We start from the raw sequence: 25,553 nt of genomic DNA, 5'->3' as shown, positions 1-25,553 counted from the left end.
AGACAGTGCAGGTGCCGAAGCCGTATCGACGAGGGGACGCCGTGGACGAGAGCGGGAAGCCGCAGGACCCCCAGGAGTCCGGGCAGGACCGGCCGCCGCGGCCGACGGAGCACGCCCCCGACGGACCCCGGACGCAGCCACCGGCCGCGCCGGCCCGCCCCCAGGGCACCGGACGGGGCCGCCCCGAGCGCAAGGCCCCCGGCGGCGGCATCCTCATGGGCCGCCCCTTCGGCGTGCCCGTCTACGTCGCGCCCAGCTGGTTCCTCGTCGCCGCCCTGATCACCTGGGTCTTCGGCGGCCAGCTGGAGCGGGTCCTCCCCGAGCTCGGCGCCGCCCGCTACCTCGTCTCCCTCTTCTTCGCGGTCGCCTTCTACGCCTCCGTGCTCGTCCACGAACTCGCCCACACCGTCGCCGCGCTGCGCTTCCGGCTCCCCGTGCGCCGCATCCAGCTGCAGTTCTTCGGCGGCGTCTCCGAGATAGAGAAGGAGACCGAGACCCCCGGCCGGGAGTTCGTCCTGGCCTTCGTCGGCCCGCTGCTCTCCCTCGTCCTCGCCGGCGTCTTCTACGCCGGCATGAAGGTCGTCGAGCCCGGCACGGTCCCCGGCGTCCTGCTCGCCGGCCTGATGATCTCCAACCTCATCGTCGCCGTCTTCAACCTCCTCCCCGGCCTCCCGCTGGACGGCGGCCGGATGCTGCGCGCCGTCGTCTGGAAGCTCACCGGCAAGCCGATGAGCGGCACCATCGCCGCCGCCTGGGTCGGCCGCGCACTGGCCGTCACCGTCCTCATCGGTCTGCCGCTGCTCACCCACACCGGCGCCCTCGGCCGCGCCCCCGAGGAGATCGGCGGCGCCGACTCGCTCACCGACGCCCTGCTCGCCGCGATCCTCGCCGCCATCATCTGGACCGGTGCCGGCAACAGCCTCCGCATGGCCCGCCTGCGCGAACGCCTCCCCGACCTCACCGCCCGTACGCTCACCCGCCGCGCCATCCCCGTCGAGAGCGACACCCCGCTCTCCGAGGCCCTGCGCCGCGCCGACGACGCCGGTGCCCGCGCCCTGGTCGTCGTCGACCGCCAGGGATTCCCCACCGCCCTGGTCCGCGAGGCCGCCATCGTCGGCATCCCCGACCACCGCCGCCCCTGGGTCGCCGTCGGCACCCTCGCCCAGGACCTCAAGGACGGCATGCGGGTCGCCGCCGAACTCGCCGGCGAGGACCTCCTGGACCACCTCCGCGCCACCCCCGCCACGGAATACCTCGTCGTCGAACCCGCCGGCGAGATCTACGGCGTCCTCTCCACAGCCGACGTGGAACGCGCCTTCGTGGCCGCCATGGCCCGCACCCCCTGACCGGCCGCCCGGAGGGCCCGCCCCCGTCCGACGGGCCTCTTCTCCGGGCCGCCCGGCCGCCCGTGGTACGGCGCACGCCAAACGGCCGGTAGGCTGGTCACATGTCCGAACCGACCGGTGCCGCCCGCCGTCGCGGGCCCTTCAAGGTCGGGGACCAGGTCCAGCTCACCGACCCCAAGGGACGCCACTACACCTTCACGCTCGAAGAGGGCAAGAGCTTCCACACCCACAAGGGAGCCTTCCCCCACGACGAGCTGATCGGCGCGCCCGAGGGCAGTGTTGTCCGTACCACCGGAAACGTCGCCTACCTCGCGCTGCGTCCCCTGCTCCCCGACTACGTCCTGTCCATGCCCCGCGGTGCCGCCGTGGTCTACCCCAAGGACGCGGGGCAGATCCTGGCGATGGCCGACATCTTCCCCGGCGCCCGCGTCGTCGAGGCGGGGGTGGGCTCCGGCTCGCTCAGCAGCTTCCTGCTGCGCGCCATCGGCGACGACGGCATGCTGCACTCCTACGAGCGCCGCGCCGACTTCGCCGAGATCGCCACCCAGAACGTGGAGCGCTACTTCGGCGGCCCGCACCCCGCCTGGACGCTCACCGTCGGCGACCTCCAGGACAACCTCTCCGACACCGACGTCGACCGCGTCATCCTGGACATGCTCGCCCCCTGGGAGTGCCTGGAGGCCGTCTCCAAGGCCCTGGTGCCCGGCGGCATCCTCTGCGCCTACGTGGCGACGACGACGCAGCTGGCCCGCACCGTGGAGGCGATCCGCGAACACGGCACCTTCAACGAGCCGTCGGCCTGGGAGACCATGGTCCGCACCTGGCACGTCGAGGGCCTCGCCGTCCGCCCCGACCACCGCATGATCGGCCACACCGGCTTCCTGCTGACCGCCCGCCGCCTGGCAGACGGCGTCGAGCCCCCGCTGCGCCGCCGCCGGCCCGCCAAGGGCGCCTACGGCGAGGACTACACCGGACCGGGCGGCGGAACCCCCCAGGGCGGCCGGGAGAAGCCCACCGCCGGCAAGCCCGACGGCACCGCCGCGGCCGACCTGACCGCCGACCTCGCCGACGGCTCGCCCGAGCACGGCTGACGCCACCCGGCAGGCCACCGAACCGACCGGCGCCGCCGACGAGTTCCGCTTCGCGGGAACCGTCGGCGGCGCCGCTTCGTCGCCCCTGCGGGAGGTCGCGGAAAACTCCGCAAACTCCGTCCCCGCCGGTTCCTTGCCGCCGCCCGCTGTGGAACGATGCTGGGCACTCCCACCGCCACAGCACCTCACAGGAGTTACCCCACGTGCAGCCCTTGGCAGGCCAGGACCTGTTGCACACCCAGCCCCACCCCATCCACTGGCTCGCCACCGCCACCGCCATCTCGGCGGTGATCGCGGTCTCGTCCCTCCTGCAACCCACCGGCGCCCTCGCCACGACCACCGGCCCGTCGTCCGCCGAGGCCGCCCCCGTCCCCGCCGCCCCCGACCCGAGCCGGGTCGTCTTCCCGGTGAACTGCGGCCCCAACCGCCTCGACGTGGTCCGCAAGGTCTCCGGCGACCTCGACGGCACCGGTGGCACCCAGACCGTCGCCGTGGTGCGCTGCCACAGCGAGGCCGGCACCCCGCCCAGCGGTGTCTACGTCCTCGCCCGGCCCTCCGACCCCACCGACCCCACGGCCGCGCCGCGCGTCGTGGCGACCCTCCTGGCGCCCTCCCAGCGCCTCTCCGTCCAGGACATCACCCTCGACGCCCGCGTCGTCTCAGCGACCGTCCAGGGCTACTCCTCACCCGACGTGCCGCGCTACATGCCGGACGTGCACAAGACCATCAAGTGGCAATGGCAAGGCGGGAAGTTCGTCCAGAGCGAACTCCCCGCCGATACTGCAACTGACGGTGTCTGACCCCTCACACGCCGTGCGTGCGTCCGCTGTTCCGCTACGCCGCGCCTACGTCGTATCCACGCCGCGTCCGCGCGGCGTCCACGGCGCGGGCGCGGCCCGTCACTCCGCGTCCGGCCCGTAGACCTCGACGAGATCCGTGACCCTGCGCACGTGGATGCACTCGCCGGGGCACTCCTTGGCCGAGTCCCGCACGTCGTTGAGCAGCGGCAACGGGACGCGCGTTGTGGCGCCCTTCTCCTGCAGCAGCTCGTCGTCGGGGCTCTTGACATAGGCCAGGCCGTCGATGTCCAGCTCGAAGACCTCCGGCGCGTACTGCGCGCAGATCCCGTCCCCGGTGCACAGGTCCTGGTCGATCCAGACTTCCAGCTCCGGTGCTTCGTCCTGCGCGGTCATCTCGCCTGCCGTTCCTGCGTACGTGAACCGTTTTTGTCTAAGTGGCGCCAGCCCTGACGGGTGTTGACCGACTCGACGATACAACCGGTCGCTTTCCGATGTTGTTGGGTGGGTATTCCCCTGGCGTGAGGACGTGCGCAAGGGTGAAGATCGGACACACCCCGACAGTCTTTTCGATCTAGGGGTTTCAACCTGCACCGGCCCAGGTAGGGTCTGGAAGCGTCCAGCTCCTTGGAGGAGGTGAGGACCGTGGCAGCCCACGACGACGACATCAACCGCGGCATCCGGCCGGGGCGCGGGTCTGAAGATCCAGCCGGTCAGGTTGCCTATCTTGAGCAGGAGATCGCCGTCCTGCGACGCAAGCTCGCCGACTCTCCGCGGCACACGAGGATTCTCGAAGAGCGGATCGTCGAGCTGCAGACCAACCTGGCCGGCGTCTCCGCCCAGAACGAACGCCTCGCCAACACGCTCCGCGAGGCCCGCGACCAGATCGTCGCCCTCAAAGAAGAGGTCGACCGGCTCGCACAGCCGCCCGCCGGCTTCGGTGTCTTCCTGCGCGCGAACGACGACGGCACCGTCGACATCTTCACCGGGGGCCGCAAGCTCCGGGTGAACGTCAGCCCCAGCGTCGAGGCCGAGGACCTCCGGCGCGGCCAAGAAGTGATGCTCAACGAAGCACTCAACGTGGTCGCGGCCATGGAGTTCGAGAGCGCCGGCGACATCGTCACCCTCAAGGAGATCCTGGAGGACGGCGAGCGCGCGCTGGTCATCGGGCACACCGACGAGGAGCGGGTGGTGCGGCTCGCCGAGCCGCTGCTGGACATCACCATCCGCCCCGGCGACGCCCTGCTCCTCGACTCCCGCTCCGGCTACGTCTACGAGGTCATCCCCAAGAGCGAGGTCGAGGAGCTGGTCCTCGAAGAGGTCCCGGACATCGACTACACCAAGATCGGTGGTCTGAGCGGCCAGATCGAGCAGATCCGCGACGCGGTCGAGCTCCCCTACCTCTACCCGGACCTCTTCAAGGAGCACGAACTCCGGCCGCCCAAGGGCGTCTTGCTCTACGGCCCGCCCGGGTGCGGCAAGACCCTCATCGCCAAGGCGGTCGCCAACTCCCTTGCCAAGAAGGTCGCCGAGGTCACCGGCCAGCCCGCCGGGAAGAGCTTCTTCCTGAACATCAAGGGCCCCGAACTCCTCAACAAGTACGTCGGCGAAACCGAGCGGCACATCCGCCTGGTCTTCCAACGCGCCCGGGAGAAGGCGAGCGAGGGCACGCCCGTCATCGTCTTCTTCGACGAGATGGACTCCCTCTTCCGCACCCGCGGATCCGGCGTCAGCTCGGACGTGGAGAACACCATCGTCCCCCAGCTGCTCTCCGAGATCGACGGCGTGGAGGGCCTGGAGAACGTCATCGTCATCGGCGCCTCGAACCGCGAGGACATGATCGACCCGGCGATCCTGCGTCCCGGCCGCCTCGACGTGAAGATCAAGATCGAGCGTCCGGACGCGGAGGCCGCCAAGGACATCTTCTCGAAGTACCTCACGGAAAACCTCCCGCTGCACTCCGACGATCTCGCCGAACACGGAAATTCCCGCAAGGCGGCGGTCAGCGGAATGATCCAGTCGGTCGTCGAGCAGATGTACGCGGAATCCGAGGAAAACCGCTTCCTGGAGGTCACCTACGCCAATGGTGACAAGGAAGTCCTCTACTTCAAGGACTTCAACTCCGGCGCGATGATCGAAAACATCGTGGGCCGCGCAAAGAAGATGGCCATCAAGGCATTCCTCGAACACAATCAGAAAGGTCTGCGAGTCTCCCACCTCCTCCAGGCATGCGTGGACGAGTTCAAGGAGAACGAGGACCTGCCCAACACCACCAACCCGGACGACTGGGCCCGGATCTCCGGAAAGAAGGGCGAGCGGATCGTCTACATCCGCACCCTCGTCACCGGAAAGCAGGGCGCGGACACCGGCCGCTCCATCGACACGGTGGCGAATACCGGCCAATACCTGTAACACCGCTCGCCGGCTGCGGATGTCCTGCACGGGGCGTCCGCAGCCGGACGCTTTTCCGGGGGCGGCCCACCGCCCCGGCGAGCCGGCGACGGAACAGGGAAAACCGGACTGGAGCAATGACTGTAATGATCTCCCCAGCGCCGCAAAGGCGTTCTAGGCTCTTCGGTACCGCTGCGTCCCACTGTGCGGGCGCGGGGGCCGGACACGGACCGGAAGCGCAGCGGTTGAGGAGCGCCCGCCCCACCCTGGGGCGCCGCCGGGCAAGGAGGGCCGCATGACCGTACGGCGAGTAATGGGAATCGAGACGGAGTACGGGATCTCCGTCCCCGGCCACCCGAACGCCAATGCCATGCTCACCTCGTCCCAGGTCGTCAACGCCTACGCGGCCGCGATGCACCGGGCACGACGTGCCCGCTGGGACTTCGAGGAGGAGAACCCGCTGCGGGACGCCCGCGGCTTCGACCTCGCCCGCGAGGCCGCCGACTCCAGCCAGCTCACCGACGAGGACATCGGCCTGGCCAACGTCATCCTCACCAACGGGGCCAGGCTCTACGTCGACCACGCCCACCCCGAGTACAGCGCCCCCGAGGTCACCAATCCGAGGGACGCCGTCCTCTGGGACAAGGCCGGCGAACGGATCATGGCCGAGGCCGCCGAGCGCGCCGCCCAGGTCCCCGGCGCCCAGCCCATCCACCTCTACAAGAACAACACCGACAACAAGGGCGCCTCCTACGGGACGCACGAGAACTACCTGATGAAACGGGAGACCCCGTTCTCGGACATCGTGCGCCACCTGACGCCGTTCTTCGTCTCCCGGCAGGTCGTCACCGGCGCCGGACGCGTCGGCATCGGCCAGGACGGCCACGAGCACGGCTTTCAGATCAGCCAGCGCGCCGACTACTTCGAGGTGGAGGTGGGCCTGGAGACGACCCTCAAGCGGCCCATCATCAACACCCGCGACGAACCGCACGCCGACGCCGAGAAGTACCGCCGGCTGCACGTGATCATCGGCGACGCCAACCTCTCCGAGATCTCCACGTACCTCAAGCTGGGCACCACCGCGCTGGTGCTGTCCATGATCGAGGACGGCTTCATCGCCGTCGACCTCGCCGTCGACCAGCCCGTACGCACCCTCCACCAGGTCTCCCACGACCCCTCGCTGCGCCACCTGATCACCCTCCGCAGCGGGCGCACGCTGACCGCGGTGCAGCTCCAGATGGAGTACTTCGAGCTCGCCCGCAAGTACGTCGAGGACCGCTACGGCGCCGACGCCGACGAGCAGACCCGGGACGTGCTCGCCCGCTGGGAGGACGTGCTGGGCCGGCTGGAGAACGACCCGATGAGCCTGTCCGGCGAGCTGGACTGGGTCGCCAAGCGGGAGCTGATGGAGGGCTACCGCCGCCGTGACGGCCTGGACTGGGACGCCGCGCGGCTGCACCTCATCGACCTCCAGTACGCCGACGTACGCGCCGAGAAGGGCCTCTACAACCGCCTGGTGGCCCGCGGCAGGATGAAGCGGCTGCTGGACGAGGCCGCGGTGGAACGGGCCGAGCTGAAGCCTCCGGAGGACACCAGGGCCTACTTCCGCGGCCGCTGCCTGGAGCAGTACGCCGACGACGTGGCCGCCGCCTCGTGGGATTCGGTCATCTTCGACCTGCCCGGCCGTGACTCTCTGCAACGAGTGCCCACGCTGGAGCCGCTGCGCGGGACCCGGAAGCACGTGAAGGAGCTGCTGGACCGCTGCCGGACGGCAGAAGAGCTGGTCAGGACGTTGTCCGGGCGCTGAAACGGGGCAGGTTCATGGCAATTCCGTCGTGATCCACGGCTGATCGACGGCTGAAAAGGCCGCGCCGCGGGAATCATCGAGGTGACTCCCGGGCGTTGCAGCAAGTGCAGGGCCGATGTCGGACCCTGCTTGTAGGGTCGGATCTTGAAGGTCACATCGAGCGGGGCAAACCGAGCGGGGTGAGGGATATGGCGACCAAGGACAGCGGCGGCGGACAGCAGCGGGCCACCCGGTCGACCGAAGAGGTCGAGGAGCAGACCCAGGACGCGCAGGTCTCGGAGGACCTCAAGGAACGCCAGGAGAAGCTGAACGACGACGTGGACTCCGTCCTGGATGAAATCGATGATGTGCTCGAAGAGAACGCTGAGGATTTCGTGAGGTCGTTCGTTCAGAAGGGTGGAGAGTAGATTCCCCTTCGATTCGAAGGGGATCGGGGGGCTGGTGGATAGAGAGGCAGGGGCGAAGCGGTGCTCGCGATGTCGTATGCACAAGACACGAGCGGGCTTCGCGTCCAACAAGGCGATGAGCGACGGCTTGCAGGCGTACTGCCGGGAGTGCTCTGCGGAGTACTACCGGCAGCGCCAGATCGCCAAGGGGCGGACGGTGCGCGAGAAGGCGCCCGTGCCTCGGGGGTACAAGCGGTGTCCGCAATGTCGTGAAGTGAAGTCGCACGATCAGTGGGAACGCAACAAATCGTCGTCGGATGGCTGGGCGAGTTACTGTCGCTCATGCCGGGCGGAACGCAATCGCGAGAGTTATTTCCGGCGCAAGTACGGCCTCACGCCAGCCGAATTGGAAGCACTGATCGCGAAGCAGCAGGGTCTGTGTTGCATTTGTCTGGCCGCTCCAGCGGAGCATGTGGATCACTGCCACCAGACGGGTAGAGTCCGTGGCGTACTGTGCTTCGGCTGCAATGCAGCCCTAGGACAGTTCAAGGAGCGCCCCGACGTCATACGGCGAGCCATCGCATACCTGGAAGGAAACTCGTGGAAGCCAACCCTCTGAGCACCGGGCGTCTACCGGCTGCCTTCCTGACGCCCGGATCGTCCTCGTTCATGGACTTTCTCAGTGAGCACTCGCCCGAGCTGCTGCCGGGCAAGCGCCCGCTGCCGACCGTGCAGGGCGCCTTCGAGGCCCCGCACGGCACGACGATCGTGGCGGTCTCGTTCCCCGGCGGTGCGGTGCTCGCCGGTGACCGCCGGGCGACGATGGGCAACGTCATCGCCCAGCGCGACATGGAGAAGATCTTCCCGGCGGACGAGTACAGCGCGGTCGGCGTCGCCGGTACCGCCGGCCTCGCCATCGAGATGGTCAAGCTGTTCCAGCTGGAGCTGGAGCACTTCGAGAAGGTCGAGGGGGCCCAACTCTCCCTGGAGGGCAAGGCGAACCGGCTCTCGACGATGATCCGCGGCAACCTCGGGATGGCCATGCAGGGCCTCGCCGTGGTGCCGCTGTTCGCCGGCTACGACCTCGACCGCGAGAAGGGCCGGATCTTCTCCTACGACGTCACCGGCGGGCGTTCGGAGGAGCACGGATTCGCGGCCACGGGCTCCGGCTCGGTCTTCGCGCGCAGTGCGCTGAAGAAGCTGTTCCGGGAGGACTTCACGGAGCAACAGGCCGCCACCGCCGTCGTCCAGTCGCTCTACGACGCCGCCGACGACGACTCGGCGACCGGCGGGCCGGACATGGCGCGGCGGATCTACCCGATCGTCACGGTGATCACCGAAGAGGGCTTCAAGAAGCTGACCGAGGCCGAGGTCTCGGAGATCGCCCGCGCGGTGCACGAGCGCCGCCTCGACCAGCCCGACGGCCCGCGTGCCGCGCTGCTCTGACGGGACGGATGATTTGCGGTGAGCCCCCAGACAGCGAGAGAGCTTTTGACAGGAAGGGACGGATAGCCGGTGTCGACGCCGTTCTATGTCTCACCCCAGCAGGCCATGGCCGACCGTGCCGAGTACGCCCGCAAGGGCATCGCGCGCGGCCGCAGCGTCGTGGTGCTGCAATACACCGACGGCGTGCTCTTCGTCGCCGAGAATCCCTCCCGGGCCCTGCACAAGGTCAGCGAGATCTACGACCGGATCGCCTTCGCGGCGGTCGGCAAGTACAACGAGTTCGAGAACCTCCGGATCGGCGGCGTCCGTTACGCCGATCTGCGCGGTTACACCTATGACCGGGAGGACGTGACCGCCCGCGGGCTGGCCAACGTCTACGCCCAGACGCTCGGCACGATCTTCTCCAGCGCGGCCGAGAAGCCGTACGAGGTCGAGCTGATCGTCGCCGAGGTCGGCAACGCCCCCGAGGACGACCAGATCTACCGGCTGCCGCACGACGGTTCCATCGTGGACGAGCACGGTTCGGTCGCGGTGGGCGGCAACGCCGACCAGATCAGCAGCTATCTCGATCAGCGACACCGGGACGGGATGAGCCTGGCGGAGGCGTTGCGGCTGGCGGTCGACTCGCTCGCCCGGGACACCAACGGCGGTGAGCGGACGCTGACCGCCGAGCAGCTCGAGGTCGCGGTGCTGGACCGCACCCGCCCGCAGAAGCGGAAGTTCAAGCGGATCCTGGGGCGTCAGCTGTCCCGGCTGCTGGAGGAGCAGGCCGCTGCCGAGGGGGAGAAGGGCGCGCCCGCGGCGGATGCGGGGGAGTCCTCGGGTGCCTCCGCGGCGGGTGGGAACGGCAAGGGTGCCGGCAAGGGCACGGCCGCGGGGAAGAGCGGCTCGGGTGCGGCGGACGCGGACGCCGGTGAGCCGGAGTCCGGCTCCGCGGACGACTGACGATCGCGGTACTCCGTTTCCGGGCCCCGGGCCCGGATCGCGCGCCCCGGTGGGTCAACTCCCGCCGGGGCGCGCGGTGTTGTGCGGGGCGTCCGGCGGCGGTGCCGTGGAGCCGCGTGGGACGAGGGTGACGGGGAGGGTGGCCGCGTCGGCCGGGGCGCCGTCCAGGACGGCCATCAGGGCCCGGAGTCCGGCCTCGCCGAACTCCTCGGCGGGGAGCCGGACGGTCGTCAGTTCCGGTTCCACGGCGACCGCGAGGGCCAGGTCGTCGTAGCCGGTGACCGAGATGTCCTCGGGGATCCGCAGGCCGAGGCGGCGGACGGCCTTGCAGGCGCCGGCGGCGATGATGTCGTCGTCGCAGAGCAGGGCGGTGGGGCGGGGGCCGGGGGCGGTCAGCGCGGTGTGCGCGGCGCGGAGTCCGGCGTCGACGCCCAGTGCGGTGGGGACGCGGCGCAGCTCGACGTCCGGGACGCCGGCCAGGGCGTCGGCGAGGGTGCGGGCGCGGACGGCGAAGGTCCAGGAGTCGACGTCGGCCGCGAGGTGGGTGATCCGGCGGTGGCCGAGGCCGGTGAGGTGGGCGGCCAACTGCCGTACACCGTCGGCGATGTCGAGGTTCACGGTGGCCGAGGCGGTCGTGTCGGCGGGGTCGCTGTCGAGCATGACCAGCGGGAGTCCGGCGGGGCGCAGGGCGGTGAGGGCGTCGGCCGCCATGGAGGAGGCGATGACGCCGTCGAGGGCGGCGGAGGCGGAGGCGAACGGGTCGCGGGCCGGGCCGATGCCCTCGGGGGAGGGGTAGAGGACCACGCCGAAGTCGTGGTCGGCGGCGATCCGGGCGGCTCCGGTGTAGACGCGTGCGAAGAACTCGGTGGTGAGGGCGGGGACCACGAGCAGGGCGGTGCGGGTGCGGCCGGTGCGCAGGCTGCGGGCGGCGAGGTTGGGGCGGTAGCCCAGCTCGCGGGCGGCGGCGCGGACCGCGTCCGCCTTGCCGGGGGAGACCCGGCCGCGCCACTTCTCGCCCAGGACCAGGGAGACCGCGGCCTGCGAGACGCCGGCGGCGCGGGCGACGTCCCGGCTGGTGACCCGGGCGGGGGGCCGGCCGGGGGTGTCCTGCGGGGACGGTGGGACAGCGGCCGCGGCGGCCTCGTGGCTGGTCACCGGGTGCGTCACTCCTTGGGGCCGGTGCTGCGGGGGTGGACCCGCGGGTTGCCGCCATGGTACGTATGACGCCGGACGTTATACGTAACACTTCCAGTGTGGGACCGGGCGGAGAGGGGCAGCCGTGGCTGCGGGATATGCGGATTTGCTCAGGACCCGGTATGCCGCCCGGCTGCTGACCGGGACCCTGGTCGGCAGGTTGCCGAACGCCACCGCGCCGCTGGCGCTGGTCCTCTTCGTCCGCGCCCAGGGCGGCAGTTACGCCCTGGCCGGCGCGCTCTCCGCGGTCTACGGCGTCTGCACCGCCCTCGGCCAGCCGCTGCTGGGCCGCGCGGTGGACGTCCACGGGCAGCCCCGGGTGATGCTGCCCGCCTCGGTGGTCTCCGCGCTGGGCATGGCGCTGCTGGTCGTCGTCGGGGTGGCACCGCGGTGGGCCGCCTGTCTGGCCGTGGCGGTCGCCGGGTTGTTCACGCCGCCGCTGGAGGGCGGGCTGCGGGCGCTGTGGCCGGTGGTGCTCCGGCGGGCGGACCGGGTGCATGCCGCGTACGCGCTGGACGCGGTGGCGCAGGAAGTCATGTTCGCCGTCGGGCCGTTGCTGGTGACGCTGTGCGTGGCGGCCTGGTCGCCCGGGGCGGCGCTGCTGGTGGTCAACGCGATCGGGGTGCTGGGCGCGCTCTCGGTCGTGGTCTCCGCGCCGTCGCGGGAGTGGCGCAGTGCGCCCCGGGAGGCGCACTGGTTGGGCGCGTTGCGGTCGGCCGGGATGCTGGTGCTGATCGGCGCGTTCTTCTTCGTCGGGCTGGCGCTGGGGTCGATCGGGGTGGCCGCGGTCGGCTATGCCGACGGGCACGGCGGCGGCATGGTCTCCAGTTGTCTGCTCTCCGCGCTCGGTGTGGGCGCGTTGGCCGGCGGTCTGGTCTACGGGGCCCGGCAGTGGCCGGGGCGTCCGGAGACCCGGCTGCGGCTGCTCGTCGCGCTGCTGGCCCTGGGTTATCTGCCGCTGTTCCTGGTGCCGGGGGTGGTCGGGATGACGGTGCTCAGCGGGCTCGCCGGGGTGTTCCTGGCGCCGGCGCTGGCCTGCGCGTTCGTGGTGGTGGACCGTCATGCGCCGACGGGGACGGTGACGGAGGCGTTCTCGTGGCTGGTGACGACGTTCGGGGTCGGTTCGGCGGTGGGGGCCTCGGTGGCCGGGCCGGCGCTGGAGGTCGGTGGACCGGCCGCGGGGTTCGCGGTCGCGGGCGCCTCCGGAGTGGCCGCTCTGCTGGTGCTTTTGTCGATGAAGCGATTGCTCGGGGATCCGGTGCAGCCCGCCGTGGGCGCGGTCCGGGCGGAAAATGATCGAAACGGGGCTGTCGAACCCGGTTTCAGAGCAGGCCATCAGGCGTAATGTTCAGTCATGGACCGCCGCATTTTCGGGCTGGAGAACGAGTACGGCGTCACGTGCACGTTCAGGGGACAGCGCCGACTGTCGCCTGACGAAGTGGCGCGGTACCTCTTCCGCCGTGTCGTGTCATGGGGCCGCAGCAGCAATGTCTTCCTGCGGAACGGCGCGCGCCTGTACTTGGACGTGGGATCACACCCGGAATACGCAACTCCCGAGTGCGACAACGTGACCGAGCTGGTCACCCACGACAAGGCCGGCGAACGCATTCTCGAAGGTCTGCTCGTCGACGCCGAACGCCGCCTGCACGAGGAGGGAATCGCGGGCGACGTCTATCTCTTCAAGAACAACACCGATTCGGCGGGAAACTCCTACGGCTGCCATGAGAACTATCTCGTGGCCCGGCACGGTGAGTTCTCCCGGCTCGCGGACATCCTCATTCCGTTCCTGGTCACCCGGCAGCTGCTGTGCGGTGCCGGCAAGGTGCTGCAGACGCCGCGCGGCGCGGTCTACTGCGTCAGTCAGCGCGCCGAGCACATCTGGGAGGGCGTCTCCTCGGCGACCACCCGGTCCCGGCCGATCATCAACACCCGGGACGAACCGCACGCGGACGCCGAGCGCTACCGCCGGCTGCACGTCATCGTCGGCGACTCCAACATGTCCGAGACCACGATGATGCTCAAGGTCGGGGCCACCGACCTGGTGCTGCGGATGATCGAGGCGGGCACCGTCATGCGCGATCTGACGCTGGAGAACCCGATCCGGGCGATCCGTGAGGTGAGTCATGACACCACCGGTCAGCGCAAGGTGCGGCTGGCCAGCGGGCGTGAGGCGTCGGCGCTCGAAGTGCAGCAGGAATACTACGAAAAGGCCGTCGATTTCTGCGATCGCCGCGGAATCCGCACCGGTACCGTCGAGCGTGTCCTGGAGTTGTGGGGCCGTACTCTGGAAGCCGTTCGGGACCAGGAACTGGACCGGATCGCGACCGAGATCGACTGGGTGATGAAACATCAGCTCATCGAGCGGTACCGCACGAAGAACAACATCAGCATGTCCCATCCGCGGGTGGCGCAGATAGACCTCGCGTATCACGACATCCACCGCCGTCGGGGGCTTTATTACCTCCTGGAGCGGAAGGGGCAAGCGGCGCGGATCTGCAACGACTTGAAGATCTTCGAGGGCAAGTCGGTGCCGCCGCAGACCACGCGTGCGCGGCTGCGTGGGGACTTCATTCGTCGGGCCCAGGAACAGCGCCGTGATTTCACGGTCGACTGGGTGCATCTGAAGTTGAACGACCAGGCGCAGCGGACGGTCCTGTGCAAGGACCCGTTCCGTTCCGTCGACGACCGGGTGGAGAAGTTGATCGCCGGGATGTGAGCGTCCGGAATGCGGGCGGATGCGCCGGGAGCGTGAATGCTCTCGGCGCATCGTCGTGTCGTGGCGGGCCGCTGTGTTCACCGGAGGCGGCCATGGCGACAGGTCGTAGAGTGGCGGGCATTGCCCACCTTCCCCACGAGCCCGAGTTGGACAGATGCTGAATTCTCCCGGGGGGCGCTTCGTCCGCCCCTTCGCCACGCACACCCGCCGTGCCGCCGCTGCCGCGCTGGCGGTGCCCGTTCTGCTCCTCACCGCCGCCTGCGGGTCCGACGACGGCAAGACCTCCGACGAGGCGGTGGTCAAGGTGACGGGCACGCCCGGTGCGAAGCCGACGATCTCCGTGCCCAAGGACGCCAAGCCGGCGGACAAGGCCGTCACCAAGACCCTGGTCGAGGGCAAGGGCGCGGTCGTGAACAAGGGCGATCTGGTCCGGCTGGACTTCTCCGCGCAGACCATGAAGGGCCAGAACCTCGGCAGCAGCTGGACGCCGCAGCCCGGCGCGAAGCCGGGTGCGCCGCGTACCCAGGTCGTCACCGAGGTCACCGACCAGATGACGCAGCAGATGCTGCCGCCGAAGGTGCTGACGGCCGCGGCCGGGCAGAAGGTCGGCGGCCGGTTCGAGGTCGAGGGCACCGCCAAGGCGCTGATCGGCGAGGGCCTCAACCCGCAGTCGGGGATCAAGCCGGAGGACGGCCTGGTCTGGGTGGTCGACGTGGTCGGCGCGAAGAAGGTGGACAAGAAGGCGAAGGCCGAGGGCACCCAGGCGGCGCCGGAGGACGGTATGCCGGAGGTGAAGGCCGCGGACGACAAGGCCGCCGAGATCACCGTCCCCAAGGGGGAGAAGGCGCCCACCGACCTGGAGCAGCAGGTGCTGATCAAGGGCAAGGGCCCGGAGGTGAAGGCCGGTGACGGTCTGATCGCCCAGTACACCGGGGTGAAGTGGGAGGACGGGAAGAAGTTCGACTCGTCGTGGGACCACGGCGGTGCGACGGCCTTCCAGATCGGCACCGGGCAGGTCGTCCAGGGCTGGGACCAGGCGCTGGTGGGCAAGCACGTCGGGGATCGGGTGGAGATCGTGATCCCGCCGAAGCTGGGTTACGGCGCCAGCCCGCAGCACGAGCTGGCGAAGAACACCCTGGTCTTCGTGGTCGACATCGTCGGCACGGTCTGACCGGGCGGTCCGCGGGATCTGCAAGACTGGCCCGGTAATCGAAAAGATTCGCAAGTAGGAGCACATTCGTGAGCATCGACAAGCCCGAGATCGACTTCCCCGAGGGCCCGGTCCCCACCGACCTGGAGATCGTGGACCTGTGGGAGGGCGACGGGCCGGTCGCCAAGGCCGGGGACATGGTCTCCGTGCACTACGTCGGCGTCTCCTTCAGCACCGGTGAGGAGTTCGACGCGAGCTGGAACCGCGGCAAGCCGCTCCAGTTCCAGCTGGGCGCCGGCCAGGTCATCGCGGGTTGGGACCAGGGTGTGCAGGGCATGAAGGTGGGCGGCCGGCGCCGGCTGACCATCCCGCCGCACCTCGCCTACGGCGAGCGCGGCGCCGGCGGTGGCCGGATCGCGCCCAACGAGTCGCTGATCTTCGTGTGCGACCTGGTCTCCGTCTGAGACCTCGTACGACACCGGGAGGGTCCGTGCCGGCCGGCACGGACCCTCCGCTTTTGCCGGACGCACCCAGGGCGGTACGGTCACCCGTTGGGAGCCAACGAGAAAGGGCGTCGATGGCGATTGCCAAGGCCGAGCGGCTGATGAATCTGGCGCTGTGCCTGCTGGGGACGCGACGCCCGCTGACCAAGCACGAGCTGCGGTCGTCGATCGAGGCCTACGTCGAGGGTTTTGGGCCGGGCGCGGGGACCGCCTTCGGGCCGGGCGGCACGGCCGGTGACGACGCCTTCAACCGGATGTTCGAGCGGGACAAGGACGACCTGCGCGAGCTGGGCCTGGTCATCGAGACCGTGGACGGCATCGACGGCGAGGTCGGCTATCTGGCCCGCCGGGACAGCAACCGCCTGCCCCCGATCACCCTGGACGCCGAGGAGTCCGCGGCCCTCGGACTGGCCGCCAAGGTCTGGCAGCAGGCCCGGCTGGCCGGCGCGGCCAGCGGCGCGCTGCAGAAGCTGCGGGCGGCCGGGATGCCGCTCGCCGGGGAGCCCGACGAGCCGGACGCGGGGCAGCCGCACAGCGCGCTGGAGCCCCGTATCCCCACCCACGAGGCGGCCTTCGAACCCCTGATGCTGGCGTGCCGGGACCGCCGCCCGGTCGTCTTCGACTACCGCAAGTCCAACGCCGCCCACCCCGAGCCGCGCCATGTCGAGCCCTGGATCCTGGAGTGCTGGCGCGGCCACTGGTACGTCGCCGGCTGGGACCGGGACCGCGGCGCGGAGCGGGTCTTCCGGCTCTCCCGGATCACCGGCAAGGTCCGTTCCCGGCAGGGGAAGTTCACCGTTGCGGTGCCCGACCACGTCACCGTGCGGGAGACCGTCGAGCGCTGGGCGGGGGAGACCGCCACCGGCACCGCGCGGATCAGGCTCCGCACCGGTCACGGCTATCCGCTGCGGGCCCGCGCGCTGGCCGTCCGCGAGCTGGACGGCGACTGGGACGAGCTGGAGATCCCCTACGGGCACGGACTCGACGCCTGGCTGGTGGAGTTCGGGCCGGACGTGGTCGTGCTGGAGCCGGCGGAGCTGCGGGCCGAGGTCGTCGACCGGCTGCGCGCGGTGGCCAAGGGCTGAGAGGGGCACGGAACATGGCTGCGAACGCGATCGACCAGACCCGCCGGATGCTGTCGCTGGTGACGTATCTGCGCGAGCGTCCCGGCGCGCGCGTCGAGGACGTCGCCCGCGCCTTCGGCATCACCGAGGACGAGCTGATCGCCGACCTCGACGTGCTGCCGATGTGCGGGACGAGCTTCCGCGGCGGCGATCTGATGGACATCGACACCGACGGCGACCGGATCTGGTGGCACAACCCCGACGACGTCGCCGAGCCGCTGCGGCTGGCCGCCGACGAGGCCACCGCGCTGCTGGTCGCGGCCCGTGCGGTGGCGACCCTGCCGGGGCTGCGCGAGGGCGACCGGCAGGCGCTGCTGCGGGCCACCGCCAAGCTGGAGGCGGCGGCCGGGGAGGCGGCCGGGGCCAGCTCCCGGCTGTCGGTGACCTTCGAGTCCGAGGGCGGGGTGTTCGCCGACGTGGACCGCGCCATCGCCGAGCGGCGCCGGCTGTGGCTGCGTTACTACTCGCCGGCCCGCGACGAGCTGACCGAGCGCGAGGTGGACCCGATCCGGCTCTTCGCCGTCGGCCACACCTATATGGAGGCGTGGTGCCGGCTCTCCGAGGCCCGGCGCACCTTCCGGCTCGACCGGGTCGCCGAGATCAGGCTGCTGGACGCGCCCGCCGACCCGCCGCCGGTCGAGCTGCGCGATCTCTCCGAGGGGTTGGTGCAGCCGGCGGCCGAGGACCCCGAGGTCGCCGTCGAGGTGGGGCCCGGCGGGCGCTGGGTCGCCGAGTACTACCCGCACGACAGCGCCGAGGAACTCCCCGACGGGGGCCTGCGGATCACGCTGCGCACGCCCGATCCGGCGTCGCTGCGGCGGCTGGGGCTGCGGCTGGGCGGGGACGGCCGGATCGTGTCGCCGCCGGCGCTGGCGGCGAGTGCCCGGGAGGCCGCCCGGCAGGCGCTCGCGGCGTACGGCGAGTGAGACCGGCCCGCCCGGGAGGCGGGCCGGCGCACCGATGACCGTAGGAGAAGGCAGCGAAGGATGACGACCACGATGGCGACGACCACTCTGGCGGACATGGCCGCTCCGGTGCTCTTCAAGGCGGCCTGCCCGGAGTGCCGGGGGCGCTTCGAGCTGGCCTCCGACGCCTTCCGGCTGGCCATCGGCGCCAGCCGTCGCACCACCTTCTACTCCTTCACCTGTCCCGACTGCGGGCGCGCGGTGCGCAAGCCGGCCGGGGAGCGGATCGTGGAGCTGCTGACCGGCGGCGGGGTGCGCACGCTGCGGCTGCACATCGGCTGACCGGCGGCCGGGCCGTGTACCGCGCCGCCGCCGGGCCCTCCGGGGCGGGCGGTCCCGCCCGATAGGCTCGTCCCATGTTCTGGCCCATGCTCGCTGTCGCCCTCGGTTTCCTGGGGATCGCCGTCCTCGGCGTCCTCGCCGTCCGCGTCTTCGCGGAGGTACGGCGGCTGGCCCGGGAGGTGGGCACGGCGACCGCGCGGATCCAGCGGGCGACGGAGGATCTGGAGCGGTCCGCGGTGCCGCTCGCGGCGCGGCTCCACGACGTGGCACGCGACCGGACCTGAGGGCGGCACCCCGCTGTCGGGGTCGTCCGGAAGGTAGGCTGCCCAACGGTTCGAACGATGAGGCGGCGCGGGCAATCCACAGGATGCACGGGGATTGCCGGACGTTCACCGCCGGACGTTACGATCGAGGGACCACCAGGACGCCAGTCCGACCCCATCGGCAGGCACCACAGGAGACGCCGCCCCGGCGAGAAGGTAGTCGCACATGCTAGCCAACCTGAGGCTCCCCGAGATTCTGCTGATCATCGCCGTGATCTTTCTGCTGTTCGGCGCGAAGAAGCTTCCGGACATGGCGCGTTCGCTCGGCAAGTCGGCTCGCATCCTCAAGAGCGAGGCCAAGGCGATGAAGAAGGAGAGCGAGGCGGAGCGTGCGGCCGACGGCGGCGCGGCGCAGGCTCCTGCCGACGCCGCCCAGCAGGCGCCTCGTACGATTCAGGCTGCGCCCGGTGACGTGGCCAGCTCGCGCCCCGTGGCCGAGCCGAACCGCACCACCCAGAGCTGACCGAGCCGATCCGGCCGCGCCGACGCCGTCGGTGCGGCTGACGTACGAGACGAGGAAGTGGGTTGCTCAAGTCTGCCCGCAATCAGCAGAAGGACCCCGAGGGGCGGATGCCCCTCGCGGCGCATCTGCGTGAGCTGCGCAACCGGCTGCTGAAATCGGTATTGGCGATCCTCGTGGTCACGGCCGTCGCCATGTGGAAGTACGAGCCGATCGCGCACTTCATCACGGGGCCGACCATCGCGGCCGTCGGCTGCCCGGAGGGCGGCGGGCATCCCCACCCCTGCGCGCAGATCGTCGCGAACGGCTTCATCGCGCCGTTCACCATCATGCTCAAGCTGTCGCTGACGGTGGGCCTGGTCGCCGCCAGCCCGCTGTGGCTCTACCAGCTCTGGGCGTTCCTCGCGCCCGGTCTGCACCGGCACGAGAAGAAGTACGCGCTGGGCTTCGTGGGCGCCGGCGTGCCGCTCTTCCTCGGCGGTGCCTACCTCGCCTACGCGGTGCTGCCGACCACCGCCGGTGCCCTGGTGGGGCTGACTCCCAGCGACTGGTCCAACCTCTTCCCGGCCGACGACTTCTTCGACATCGTCACGCGCATGGTGCTGGTCTTCGGCTTCTCCTTCGAGCTGCCGCTGCTCCTGGTGCTGCTGAATCTCGGCGGTGTGCTCACCGGCAAGCGGGTGCTGAGCTGGTGGCGGTTCATGGTCATGGGGATCACGATCTTCGCGGCGGTGGCCACCCCGACCGGTGACCCGCTGACCATGTCGCTGCTGGCCGCGCCGATCGTGCTGCTGTACTTCGGCGCCGTGGGCATCTGTCTCTTCAACGACCGCCGGCGCCAGCGTGCCAACCCCGACCGGGCGCTGGCCGACGACGAGGCGTCCGAGCTCGACCTGACCCCGTCCGAGGTCGACGCGATCGAGCCGGTCGCGCCGAGCCGGATGCTGCCGGAGCAGTCCGGCGGGGAGGGCGCCGAGGGCGGCCGCCGCGGTTACGACGACGTCACATGAGGTGACGGGTAGTCGCGGGGTCACGTGAAGTGACGTACCGCGGACCGGATTTCGTGGCCCCCGTGCTCTGTGAGCCGGGGGCCGCGCCATATGCGGGCGAGGGGCGGGGGAGGTGTCGCCGGGCGCCGGCGGTGGGTAAAGGGCCGCCATAAAGATCCGGTCGATGTCAGAGGTGGCCGGTAGGCTCGTAAGCACGATGACCGAGGACATGTCCCCTGCTGAGCGCTATGCCGCCGCGAAAATCCGCGCGGCGGAGCAGGCCACCGCACTCGCGCCGTTCCGGGAGCTGTACGACTTCGAGCTGGACCCGTACCAGATCGAGGCGTGCCAGGCCCTGGAGGCGGGCAAGGGTGTGCTGGTCGCCGCTCCCACCGGATCCGGCAAGACGATCGTCGGCGAGTTCGCCGTCCACCTGGCCCTGGAGCAGGGCCGAAAATGCTTCTACACCACGCCCATCAAGGCGTTGTCCAACCAGAAGTTCCAGGACCTGGTCAAGCGCTACGGCCCCGAGAAGGTCGGCCTGCTGACCGGCGACAACAGTGTCAACGGCGAGGCCCCGGTGGTCGTGATGACCACCGAGGTCCTGCGGAACATGCTCTATGCCGGCTCGCAGTCGCTGGCCGGCCTGGGCTACGTGGTGATGGACGAGGTGCACTACCTCTCCGACCGGTTCCGCGGTGCCGTCTGGGAAGAGGTGATCATCCACCTCCCGGACTCCGTGACGCTGGTGTCCCTGTCGGCGACGGTCTCCAACGCCGAGGAGTTCGGCGACTGGCTGGACACCGTCCGCGGCGACACCTCAGTGATCGTCTCCGAGCACCGCCCGGTCCCGCTGTGGCAGCACGTGCTCGCCGGCCGCCGGATCTACGACCTCTTCGAGGAGCGGGACGGCGCCGCCGGCGGCCGCCGCGAGGTCAATCCCGACCTGGAGCGGCTGGCGCGGATGGAGAACAGCCGGCCGACGTTCGGCCGGGACAAGCGGCGCGGCCGGGCGATGCGCGAGGCCGATCGCGAGCGGGAGCGGCGGCAGCGCGCCCGGATCTGGACACCGAGCCGGCCCGAGGTGATCGAGCGGTTGGACAACGAAGGGCTGCTGCCGGCGATCACCTTCATCTTCAGCCGGGCCGGTTGCGAGGCGGCCGTCCAGCAGTGCCTGTACTCCGGCCTGCGGCTCAACGACGCGGAGGCCCGCGAGAAGGTCCGTCGGATAGTCGAGGCCCGGACGGCCGGCATCCCGGACGACGACCTGCATGTGCTCGGCTACTTCGAGTGGCTGGAGGGCCTGGAGCGGGGCATCGCGGCGCACCACGCCGGGATGCTGCCGACCTTCAAGGAGGTCGTCGAGGAGCTGTTCGTCAAGGGCCTGGTGAAGGCCGTCTTCGCGACCGAGACGCTGGCGCTGGGCATCAACATGCCGGCGCGGTCGGTGGTGCTGGAGAAGCTCGTCAAGTGGAACGGCGAGCAGCACGCCGACATCACCCCCGGCGAGTACACCCAGCTGACCGGCCGGGCCGGGCGGCGCGGGATCGACGTCGAGGGCCATGCGGTGGTGCTGTGGCAGCGCGGGATGAACCCGGGCGCGCTGGCCGGCCTCGCCGGGACCCGTACCTATCCGCTGCGCTCCTCCTTCAAGCCGTCGTACAACATGGCCGTCAACCTCGTCTCGCAGTTCGGGCGGCACCGTTCGCGGGAGCTGCTGGAGATGTCGTTCGCGCAGTTCCAGGCCGACAAGTCGGTGGTCGGCATCACCCGCCAGGTGCAGCGCAACGAGGAGGGCCTGAGCGGCTACCGCGAGGCGATGGTCTGCCACCTCGGCGACTTCGAGGAATACTCCCGGCTGCGGCGGGAGTTGAAGGACCGTGAGACCGATCTCGCCCGGCAGGGCGCGGTCCAGCGGCGGTCGGCGGCCGCGGCGGCGCTGGAGAAGCTCCGGCCGGGCGACGTCATCCATGTGCCGACGGGGAAGTACGCCGGGCTGGCGCTGGTGCTCGATCCCGGCATGCCCTCCGGGCGGACCGACGGCCACCGTGGCATGGAGGCCCATGACGGCCCGCGGCCGCTGGTGCTCACCGCCGAGCGGCAGGTCAAGCGGCTCGGTTCGATCGACTTCCCGGTGCCGGTGGCGGCCCTGGACCGGATGCGCATCCCGCGTTCGTTCAACGCCCGCAGCCCGCAGTCGCGCCGTGATCTGGCGTCCGCGCTGCGCACCAAGGCCGGCCATCTGGTGCCCTCGCGGCACCGCAAGCCCCGTGCGGAGGCGGCCGACGACCGCGAGATCGCCCGGCTGCGCAAGGAGATCCGCTCCCACCCCTGCCATGGGTGCGACGAGCGGGAGGACCACGCCCGCTGGGCGGAGCGCTACCACCGGCTGCTGCGGGACACCCGCCAGCTGGAGCGCCGGATCGAGGGCCGGACGAACACCATCGCGCGCACCTTCGACCGGATCTGCGCGCTGCTGACGGAGCTGGACTACCTCGAAGGCGACACCGTCACCGACGAGGGCCGCCGACTGGCCCGGCTCTACGGCGAGTTGGACCTGCTGGCCAGCGAGTGCCTGCGGGACGGCATCTGGGAGGGCCTCGGCCCCGCCGAGTTGGCGGCCTGCGCCTCGGCGCTGGTCTACGAGGCGCGGCAGGCGGACGACGCGGTGGCGCCCAAGCTGCCGGCCGGCCGGGCGCGGGACGCCCTCGCGGAGATGGTGCGCATCTGGGGCCGGCTGGACGCCCTGGAGGAGGAGCACCGGATCAGCCAGGCCGAGGGCGTCGGCCAGCGCGAGCCCGATCTGGGCTTCGCCTGGGCCGCGTACCGCTGGGCCTCCGGCGCCGGCCTCGACGAGGTGCTGGGCGAGGCGGACATGCCGGCCGGCGACTTCGTCCGCTGGTGCAAGCAACTGGTCGACGTCCTCGGGCAGATCGCCGCGGCGGCACCGGCCGACGGCACGGTGGCCCGGTCCGCCCGCAAGGCGATGGACGGCGTGCTGCGCGGGGTCGTGGCGTACTCGTCGGTGGGGTGACGGCCGCCGGGCCGCGCCGTCGGAACGGGAGGTTCCGGCGGCGCGGCCCGGCGCATGTCGTGGCGGGGGTGATCAGGACGCCGCGCGGGCCGCCGCCCGGTCGGTGCCGTTCTCGGTGTGCCGCTCGGCATCGGACCCGGCAGTACGCTCGGCGTCGCGCTTGGCGACCTCCTCGCGGACGAGCGGGATGACCTGCCGGCCGAAGTCGATGGCGTCGTCGAGCAGGTCGTAGCCGCGCGCGGAGAGGATGGTCACACCAAGGTCGTAGTAGTCCAGCAGCGCCTGGGCGACGGTCTCCGGCGTGCCGACCAGGGCGGTGGAGTTGCCGGCGCCGCCGGTCTCCGCGGCGGTCGGCGTCCACAGCGCGCGGTCGTGCCGTTCGCTCTGCGCCGCCACCGCCAACAGCCGCTGCGAGCCAGCATTCTGAGGTTGTGTCAGCGGGTGTCGGCGGCTGAGCGTGCCGCCCGCCTTGCGGGCCCTGATCCGGGCCAGGGTGTGGTGCGCCTTCTCCCAGGCCAGCTCCTCGGTGGGCGCGATGATCGGCCGGAAGGCGACCTGGATCCTGGGCACGTCGGTGCGGCCGGCCGCCGCGGCCGCCGCCCTGACCGAGGCGATCTGCTCGGCGGTCTGCGCCAGCGGCTCGCCCCACAGGCAGTAGATGTCCGCCTCGGCGCCGCCCGCCGTGTACGCCGCCGGCGACGAGCCGCCGAACGACACCAGTGGGTGCGGCTGCTGGAGGGGGAAGGTGTCGGAGACGAAGTCCTGGAAGGCGTAGTGCGCGCCCTCGTGGTCGAAGGGCTCGTGGCGCGTCCAGACCTTCTTGACGATCTGGATGTACTCGCGGGTGCGGGCGTAGCGCTCGTCCTTGGTGAGGGTGTCGCCCTCGCGGCGCTGCTCGTGGTCGTTGCCGCCGGTGATGAAGTGCACCGCGAGCCGGCCGTCGCTGATCCGGTCCAGCGTGGCGAAGGTCTTGGCGGCGAACGTCGGGTAGGAGACGTTGGGGCGGTGTGCCACCAGGAGTTGGAGCCGCTCGGTGTGGGCGGCGACGTAGGCGGCGGCCGGGGAGGGATCGGGGGAGCCGGAGCCGTAGGCGAACAGGACCCGGTCCCAGCCGTGGTCCTCGTGGGCGCGGGCGAGTCGGCGGGTGTAGTCCGCCTCGAAGGAGGCGCCGGAGCGGGGGGTGACTTCGGAACCGTCATGGGTGGCGGCTATGCCGAGGAACTCGACAGGCATGGGTGCGGCCTCGTCTTCCGGTCTCGTCGATCATGCGTGGGAGGGCATGCGAGCGCATGCGGTCTGCCGGGGAATGCCGGTGCAGAGGGGGCATGCGGGTGCGCGCGGGGCGGGGCGCCCGGCGCGGCACCGGGACGTCAGAGGCAACAGGAGGCGGACCACACGCGACCGAAGTCGATGTGGTCCCGGGTGACCAGCCGTTGCCGAGGTCGCATGCAGCCAGTGGAACAGGCGGATCCATGCGCCGTCAACCATTGCTCGGGAAGGCAAGTCCCTGGCGGGGCCGATCCTTTGGCGTGGTGGCGTGGTGGCGTGGCGCCAAGGGGGGATCACCCCGCGGCCGGCGGAGAGCGGGCCGGCGTGGGTGCCGGCGAGAAGGAGACCGCGGTGCCGACGCGGGTGCGGAGAAGGGCGGCGCGGGCTCGTCGTGAGCCGCGCCGCCCTCAGGGCCGGCGGGGTGGGTCAGGCGGCCGTCGCGGGCTCCTGTTCGGCCTCGACCTGCTGGTTCCAGGCGCGCTTGCCGGCCTGCCAGCCGTCCTCGTCGTGGCCGGTGCGCCAGTAGCCGGAGATCGACAGTGCCTCGCGGGGGACGGCGTGCTCGATCCGGAGCAGCCGGCGCAGCTCCTTGACGAAGCCCGCCTCGCCGTGCACGAAGGCGTGGACGCGGCCGGCGGGGAAGTCCAACGCCCGTACGGCGGCGACCAGTTCGCGGCCGACCGGGGCGGTGTCGCGGTACAGCCAGGTGATCTGCGCGCCGGGCGGCACGGTCAGCTCCTGCCGCTCCTCGGGGCCGGCGACCTCGATGAAGGCGTGCACCACGGCGTCCGCCGGCATCCGCTCCAGTGCGGCGGCGAGGGCCGGCAGGGCACTCTCGTCGCCGGCGAGCAGGTGCCAGTCGGCCGTCGGGTCCGGGGCGTAGGCGCCGCCGGGGCCGAGGAACATGATCTCGTCGCCCGGCCGCGCGGCCAGCGCCCACGGCCCGGCCAGCCCGGTGTCGCCGTGCACGACGAAGTCCACGGTCAGCTCGCGCGCCTCGGGGTCCCAGGCGCGCACGGTGTAGGTGCGGGTCCGGGGCCACTGGTCGCGCGGCAGCTCGGCCCGGATGCGCCCCATGTCGAACGGCTCGGGGTAGCCGATGTGCGGCAGCGGGAAGACGAGTTTGACGTAGTGGTCGGTGTACGGGCCGGTGTCGAACGCGGCCAGTCCCTCGCCGCCCAGGACGACGCGCATCATGTGCGGGGTGAGACGCTCGGTGCGCCGCACCCGGGCGCGGTGCAGTGTGGGCGTGCTGCGGGCCGGTCGCTCTGCTGCCACGGTGTCTCCCCTGACGCGGTCGAGGGCGGCGCGCCCCGTGGCCGCGCCGCCGCTTAG

Annotated in this window: 24 protein-coding genes; 20 read left to right on the top strand and 4 right to left on the bottom strand. The window is 71.0% G+C overall.

What is annotated here, in order from left to right; translation table 11 throughout:
- Positions 1–41 precede the first annotated feature (41 nt).
- The 3 genes from K2224_RS24030 (at position 42) to K2224_RS24020 (ending at position 3,237) form a co-directional block, all read left to right on the top strand.
- Positions 42–1,346 carry a site-2 protease family protein gene (locus tag K2224_RS24030; protein ID WP_221908580.1) on the top strand — a complete coding sequence of 435 codons (1,305 nt, stop codon included), beginning with the start codon at positions 42–44 and terminating at the stop codon, positions 1,344–1,346.
- Between the two features lie 101 nt (positions 1,347–1,447).
- The gene (locus tag K2224_RS24025) at positions 1,448–2,437 is read left to right on the top strand and encodes a tRNA (adenine-N1)-methyltransferase (protein WP_221908579.1); all 990 of its coding nucleotides are present in this window, start codon (positions 1,448–1,450) and stop codon (positions 2,435–2,437) included.
- A 203-nt stretch (positions 2,438–2,640) separates the two neighbouring features.
- Positions 2,641–3,237 carry a hypothetical protein gene (locus tag K2224_RS24020; RefSeq protein WP_221908578.1) on the top strand — a complete coding sequence of 199 codons (597 nt, stop codon included), beginning with the start codon at positions 2,641–2,643 and terminating at the stop codon, positions 3,235–3,237.
- Positions 3,238–3,336: 99 nt separating this feature from the next.
- On the opposite strand, the gene K2224_RS24015 is transcribed toward K2224_RS24020, so the two are convergent.
- Positions 3,337–3,630, bottom strand: coding sequence for a ferredoxin (locus K2224_RS24015; protein ID WP_221908577.1), 294 nt, complete (start codon positions 3,628–3,630; stop codon positions 3,337–3,339).
- 249 nt (positions 3,631–3,879) lie between these two features.
- Between K2224_RS24015 and arc the strand changes: the two genes are divergently transcribed.
- The 6 genes from arc (at position 3,880) to prcA (ending at position 10,209) form a co-directional block, all read left to right on the top strand.
- Positions 3,880–5,646 (top strand): proteasome ATPase, encoded by a 1,767-nt coding sequence (gene arc, locus K2224_RS24010; RefSeq protein WP_221908576.1) that lies wholly within the window; start codon positions 3,880–3,882, stop codon positions 5,644–5,646.
- Between the two features lie 274 nt (positions 5,647–5,920).
- Positions 5,921–7,432 (top strand): depupylase/deamidase Dop, encoded by a 1,512-nt coding sequence (gene dop / locus K2224_RS24005; protein ID WP_221908575.1) that lies wholly within the window; start codon positions 5,921–5,923, stop codon positions 7,430–7,432.
- 188 nt (positions 7,433–7,620) lie between these two features.
- Positions 7,621–7,839: a ubiquitin-like protein Pup gene (locus K2224_RS24000; protein WP_221908574.1), complete on the top strand. Its 219-nt coding sequence runs from the start codon at positions 7,621–7,623 to the stop codon at positions 7,837–7,839.
- A gap of 76 nt (positions 7,840–7,915) precedes the next feature.
- Positions 7,916–8,437: an endonuclease VII domain-containing protein gene (locus tag K2224_RS23995; RefSeq protein WP_221908573.1), complete on the top strand. Its 522-nt coding sequence runs from the start codon at positions 7,916–7,918 to the stop codon at positions 8,435–8,437.
- Positions 8,419–9,264 (top strand): proteasome subunit beta, encoded by an 846-nt coding sequence (prcB, locus tag K2224_RS23990; RefSeq protein WP_221908572.1) that lies wholly within the window; start codon positions 8,419–8,421, stop codon positions 9,262–9,264. The genes K2224_RS23995 and prcB overlap by 19 nt, the downstream gene beginning before the upstream one ends.
- Before the next feature lie 69 nt (positions 9,265–9,333).
- Complete coding sequence (gene prcA / locus K2224_RS23985) at positions 9,334–10,209, top strand: proteasome subunit alpha (RefSeq protein ID WP_221908571.1); 876 nt, start codon at positions 9,334–9,336, stop codon at positions 10,207–10,209.
- A 54-nt stretch (positions 10,210–10,263) separates the two neighbouring features.
- Here the strand turns inward: prcA and K2224_RS23980 are convergent, their stop codons facing one another.
- Entirely contained in the window at positions 10,264–11,364 is a 1,101-nt protein-coding gene (locus K2224_RS23980; RefSeq protein ID WP_221908570.1) for a LacI family DNA-binding transcriptional regulator, read from the bottom strand.
- Between the two features lie 124 nt (positions 11,365–11,488).
- Between K2224_RS23980 and K2224_RS23975 the strand changes: the two genes are divergently transcribed.
- The 11 genes from K2224_RS23975 (at position 11,489) to K2224_RS23925 (ending at position 22,949) form a co-directional block, all read left to right on the top strand.
- Positions 11,489–12,748, top strand: coding sequence for an MFS transporter (locus K2224_RS23975; protein WP_221908569.1), 1,260 nt, complete (start codon positions 11,489–11,491; stop codon positions 12,746–12,748).
- A gap of 9 nt (positions 12,749–12,757) precedes the next feature.
- Entirely contained in the window at positions 12,758–14,119 is a 1,362-nt protein-coding gene (pafA, locus tag K2224_RS23970; RefSeq protein WP_221908568.1) for a Pup--protein ligase, read from the top strand.
- A gap of 154 nt (positions 14,120–14,273) precedes the next feature.
- Complete coding sequence (locus K2224_RS23965; RefSeq protein WP_221908567.1) at positions 14,274–15,290, top strand: FKBP-type peptidyl-prolyl cis-trans isomerase; 1,017 nt, start codon at positions 14,274–14,276, stop codon at positions 15,288–15,290.
- Between the two features lie 68 nt (positions 15,291–15,358).
- Positions 15,359–15,733 carry an FKBP-type peptidyl-prolyl cis-trans isomerase gene (locus tag K2224_RS23960; RefSeq protein ID WP_221908566.1) on the top strand — a complete coding sequence of 125 codons (375 nt, stop codon included), beginning with the start codon at positions 15,359–15,361 and terminating at the stop codon, positions 15,731–15,733.
- 113 nt (positions 15,734–15,846) lie between these two features.
- Positions 15,847–16,857 (top strand): YafY family protein, encoded by a 1,011-nt coding sequence (locus K2224_RS23955; RefSeq protein ID WP_221908565.1) that lies wholly within the window; start codon positions 15,847–15,849, stop codon positions 16,855–16,857.
- Positions 16,858–16,871: 14 nt separating this feature from the next.
- Entirely contained in the window at positions 16,872–17,822 is a 951-nt protein-coding gene (locus K2224_RS23950) for a YafY family protein (protein ID WP_221908564.1), read from the top strand.
- Positions 17,823–17,894: 72 nt separating this feature from the next.
- On the top strand, positions 17,895–18,143 hold the full coding sequence (locus K2224_RS23945) for a hypothetical protein (protein ID WP_260692978.1): 249 nt from the start codon (positions 17,895–17,897) through the stop codon (positions 18,141–18,143).
- 74 nt (positions 18,144–18,217) lie between these two features.
- The gene (locus K2224_RS23940; protein WP_221908562.1) at positions 18,218–18,427 is read left to right on the top strand and encodes a hypothetical protein; all 210 of its coding nucleotides are present in this window, start codon (positions 18,218–18,220) and stop codon (positions 18,425–18,427) included.
- Between the two features lie 205 nt (positions 18,428–18,632).
- On the top strand, positions 18,633–18,929 hold the full coding sequence (gene tatA, locus K2224_RS23935; protein WP_221908561.1) for a Sec-independent protein translocase subunit TatA: 297 nt from the start codon (positions 18,633–18,635) through the stop codon (positions 18,927–18,929).
- 62 nt (positions 18,930–18,991) lie between these two features.
- The gene (gene tatC / locus K2224_RS23930; RefSeq protein WP_221908560.1) at positions 18,992–19,936 is read left to right on the top strand and encodes a twin-arginine translocase subunit TatC; all 945 of its coding nucleotides are present in this window, start codon (positions 18,992–18,994) and stop codon (positions 19,934–19,936) included.
- Positions 19,937–20,132: 196 nt separating this feature from the next.
- The gene (locus tag K2224_RS23925; RefSeq protein ID WP_221908559.1) at positions 20,133–22,949 is read left to right on the top strand and encodes an RNA helicase; all 2,817 of its coding nucleotides are present in this window, start codon (positions 20,133–20,135) and stop codon (positions 22,947–22,949) included.
- Positions 22,950–23,021: 72 nt separating this feature from the next.
- Here the strand turns inward: K2224_RS23925 and K2224_RS23920 are convergent, their stop codons facing one another.
- Both K2224_RS23920 and K2224_RS23915 read right to left on the bottom strand, forming a co-directional pair.
- Positions 23,022–24,182, bottom strand: coding sequence for an LLM class flavin-dependent oxidoreductase (locus K2224_RS23920; protein ID WP_221908558.1), 1,161 nt, complete (start codon positions 24,180–24,182; stop codon positions 23,022–23,024).
- A 462-nt stretch (positions 24,183–24,644) separates the two neighbouring features.
- Positions 24,645–25,496 carry a siderophore-interacting protein gene (locus K2224_RS23915; protein WP_221908557.1) on the bottom strand — a complete coding sequence of 284 codons (852 nt, stop codon included), beginning with the start codon at positions 25,494–25,496 and terminating at the stop codon, positions 24,645–24,647.
- Positions 25,497–25,553: the final 57 nt, after the last annotated feature.

The sequence above is a fragment of the Streptomyces sp. BHT-5-2 genome, from assembly GCF_019774615.1.
GTDB lineage: Bacteria > Actinomycetota > Actinomycetes > Streptomycetales > Streptomycetaceae > Streptomyces.
The sequence above is the reverse complement of the archived record's forward strand: the minus strand, read 5'-3'. Positions and strand labels throughout refer to the sequence as shown.